Here is a 3497-nt window from a genome sequence, read left to right as displayed (position 1 = left end):
GTGTCCATCATGACCCGCCGCCAGCGCTCCAGCGGCCCGGCCCCCGTCATCGCGCCGCCTCCGCCCCGCCCACGCCCACCAGCGGCCCGGCCACCGGATCGGGCACCACCACGGTGCCGGAGGCGTCGTCGGTGAAGACCTCGCGCAGCAGGATGTGCGGCACCCGGCCGTCCAGCACATGCGCCATCCGCACCCCGTCCCGCACCGCCCGCAGACAGCCCTCCATCTTGGGGACCATCCCGCTCGACAGCGACGGCAGCAGCTCCTCCAGCTCGGCGGCCGTCAGTCGGGCCACCACCTCCTCGGACGCCGGCCAGTTCGCGTACAGCCCGGCCACGTCGGTGAGCATCACCAGCTTCTCCGCGTCCAGCGCACCGGCCAGCGCCGCCGCCGCGAGATCGGCGTTGACGTTGTAGACCTCGCCGCCCTCCCCGCGCGCCACCGGCGAGATCACCGGGATGCGCCCGCCGTCCAGCAGGGCGCGCACGGTGTCCGCGTCCACCCGCACCACGTCGCCGACCAGGCCGATGTCCACCGGGCGGCCGTCCACCCAGGCCGGGCGGCGCACCGCGGTCAGCGTGTTGGCGTCCTCGCCGGTCATCCCCACCGCGAACGGCCCCTGCGCGTTGATCAACCCGACGATCTCCCGCTGCACCTGCCCGGCCAGCACCATCCGCGCCACGTCCATCACCTCGGGCGTGGTCACCCTGAGCCCGGCGGTGAACTTCACCTCCAGGCCCAGCCTGCCCAGCAGCGCGCTGATCTGCGGGCCGCCGCCGTGCACCACGACCGGCTTCAGCCCGGCGTAGCGCAGCGCCACCACGTCCCGCGCGAACGCCCGCTTCAACTCCTCGTCCACCATCGCGTTGCCGCCGAACTTCACCACCACGACCCGCCCGTGGTAGCGCTCCAGCCACGGCAGCGCCTCCAGCACCGTCCGCGCCCGCGGCGCCCGCCCGTCACCCGTCACCGGTCTGTCCTCCGCCTCGCTCATGAGCTGTACGCGCTGTTCTCGTGGACGTAGGCGGCGGTCAGGTCGTTGGTCCGGATCACCGCCGCCGCGTCGCCGGCCTTCAGATCCACCGTCACCGTGATCCGCCGCCCGGACAGGTCGCACTTCTCGCGCGCCTCCCCGGCCGCCCCGTCCCGGCACACCCACACCCCGTTGACGGCCACGTCCAGCCTGTCCGGGTCGAAGTAGGCGCTGGTGGTGCCGACGGCCGACAGCACCCGGCCCCAGTTGGGGTCCTCGCCGTGCAGCGCGCACTTGAGCAGGTTGCTGCGGGCCACCGCCCGCCCCACCGCCACCGCGTCCTCCTCGGAGGCCGCGCCCACCACCTCGACGTCGATCTCCTTGGACGCCCCCTCGGCGTCCGCCACCAACCGGCCCGCCAGGTCCCGGCAGACCGCGCGCAGCACGTCGGTGAACTCCGCCGCGCCCGGCCGGCGCCCGGACGCCCCGGACGCCAGCAGCAGCACGGTGTCGTTGGTGGACATGCAGCCGTCGGAGTCCACCCGGTCGAAGGTGGTGCGCACCGCCTCGCGCAGCGCCGCGTCCAGCGTCCCGGCCGGCAGGTCGGCGTCCGTGGTCAGCACCACCAGCATGGTGGCCAGGCCCGGGGCGAGCATCCCCGCGCCCTTGGCCATGCCGCCCACCCGCCAGCCCGCCGCGCCCTCGGCCACCGCAGTCTTGCGCACCGAGTCGGTGGTCAGGATCGCGTCGGCGGCCCGCTCGCCGCCGGTCTCCGCGAGCTCCGCGGCGGCCGCGTCCACGCCCGCAAGCACCGCGTCCACCGGCAGCCGCACCCCGATCAGCCCGGTGGAGCAGACCGCCACATCCCGGGCGTCGCCGCCCAGCGCGGCGGCGGCCCGCTCGGCGGTCAACCGGGTGTCCACCGCCCCCGCCTGCCCCGTACAGGCGTTGGCGCCGCCGGAGTTGAGGACGACGGCGGTCAGCCGGCCGTCCGCCAGCACCGCGCGCGACCAGCGCACCGGTGCGGCCTGCACCCGGTTGGAGGTGAACACCCCGGCCGCCGCGTACGACGGGCCGTGGTTCACCACCAGGGCCAGGTCCCGGTCGCCCGAGGACTTGATTCCGGCGGCCACTCCGCTGGCGGAGAAGCCCCGGGCGGCGGTCACGCTCATGGCGCCACTCCGTTCACGGTCAGCCCGGCGCCCTCGGAGAGGCCCAGGGCGAGGTTCATGCACTGCACCGCGCCGCCGGCGGTGCCCTTGACGAGGTTGTCGATCGCGCAGACCGCGGTCAGCCGGCCGGCCGCCCGGTCCACCGCCCACTGCACCTGCGCGCTGTTGGAGCCGGCCACGGCCGCGGTGGCGGGCCACCGGCCCGCCGGCAGCAGCCGCACGAACTCCTCGCCGGCCAGCGCCTTCGCGTACGCCTCGCGCACCGCGCCCTCGTCCGCGCCGGGCCGCAGCCTCGCCGAGCAGGTGGCGAGGATGCCGCGGGGCATGGGGGCCAGCAGCGGGGTGAAGGAGACGGTGACCTCCTCGCCGGCGGCGGTGGAGAGGTTCTGCGCCATCTCGGGGGTGTGCCGGTGCCCGCCGCCCACGCTGTAGGGGCTCATCGAGCCCATCACCTCCGCGCCCAGCAGATGCGGCTTCAGAGCCCGGCCCGCGCCCGAGGTGCCGCTGGCGGCCACCACGACGGCCTCCGGCTCGACCAGGCCCGCGCCGAAGGCGGGGAAGAGCGCCAGGGTGACGGCGGTCGGATAGCAGCCGGGCACCGCGATCCGCCGTGCGGTGCGCAACGCCTCCCGCGCGCCGGGCAGTTCGGGCAGCCCGTAGGGCCAGCTCCCGGCGTGCTCGGTGCCGTAGAAGCGCCGCCAGGCGTCGGCGTCCCGCAGCCGGAAGTCCGCGCCCAGGTCCACCACCAGGGTGTCCGGGCCCAGTTCGCGGGCGAGTGCGGCGGACTGCCCGTGCGGCAGGGCGAGGAAGGCCACGTCGTGCCCGGCCAGCGCCTCCGCGCCGGTGGGCACGGTGGTCCGGTCGGCGAGCGAGGCCAGATGCGGCTGCGACTCGCCGAGCGGGCGGCCCGCGCTGCTGTGCGCGGTCAGGGCGCCGACGGCGACGTCCGGGTGCGCGGTGAGCAGCCGCAGCAGCTCACCCCCGGCGTAGCCGCTGGCTCCCGCCACGGCAGCGGTGAAGGTCATGGAGGCTTCTCCTCCCTTTCGGGCACGGGTCCGCTCCGGTCGCCGGGCGGCGATCCGGTACGGAGAAGGCGGTGCGGGCGCCGGGCCCCGATCGGTTGTGGGGCTCCGGGTGGTGCGGGGCGCCAGGCGTCCGGGACGCCCGCCGCTGGACCGATGAGGCCCTCCGCCCGGTCCGCCGCACCGGGCGAGCGGGTACGGGGGTACGGGGGTACGGAGGCCGCCGCGTGCTGCGGCCGTGGGCAGGGATACGGGTCGGGGTGCGGCTTCGAGGGCTGCGGGCCCTCGGGCTCGGCGGCCGTGGACGGGGGATGCGAGGCGGGGCTCGGG

3 protein-coding genes are annotated in these 3497 nt (G+C 76.2%); all 3 read right to left on the bottom strand.

Annotated elements, in window-relative coordinates:
• Positions 1-46 precede the first annotated feature (46 nt).
• The 3 genes from argB to argC are packed head-to-tail and all read right to left on the bottom strand — an operon-like array spanning position 47 to position 3170.
• Positions 47-994, bottom strand: a complete 948-nt coding sequence (gene argB, locus C6N75_RS26685) for an acetylglutamate kinase (protein ID WP_105871437.1) — start codon at positions 992-994, stop codon at positions 47-49.
• Entirely contained in the window at positions 991-2145 is a 1155-nt protein-coding gene (gene argJ, locus C6N75_RS26680) for a bifunctional glutamate N-acetyltransferase/amino-acid acetyltransferase ArgJ (RefSeq protein WP_105871436.1), read from the bottom strand. The genes argB and argJ overlap by 4 nt, the downstream gene beginning before the upstream one ends.
• Positions 2142-3170 carry an N-acetyl-gamma-glutamyl-phosphate reductase gene (gene argC, locus C6N75_RS26675; protein ID WP_105871435.1) on the bottom strand — a complete coding sequence of 343 codons (1029 nt, stop codon included), beginning with the start codon at positions 3168-3170 and terminating at the stop codon, positions 2142-2144. Before argC ends, argJ begins: the two co-directional genes overlap by 4 nt.
• Between the last annotated feature and the right edge of the window lie 327 nt (positions 3171-3497).

Origin of the sequence: Streptomyces solincola (assembly GCF_002982015.1) — a bacterium.
GTDB lineage: Bacteria > Actinomycetota > Actinomycetes > Streptomycetales > Streptomycetaceae > Streptomyces > Streptomyces solincola.
The sequence above is the reverse complement of the archived record's forward strand: the minus strand, read 5'-3'. Positions and strand labels throughout refer to the sequence as shown.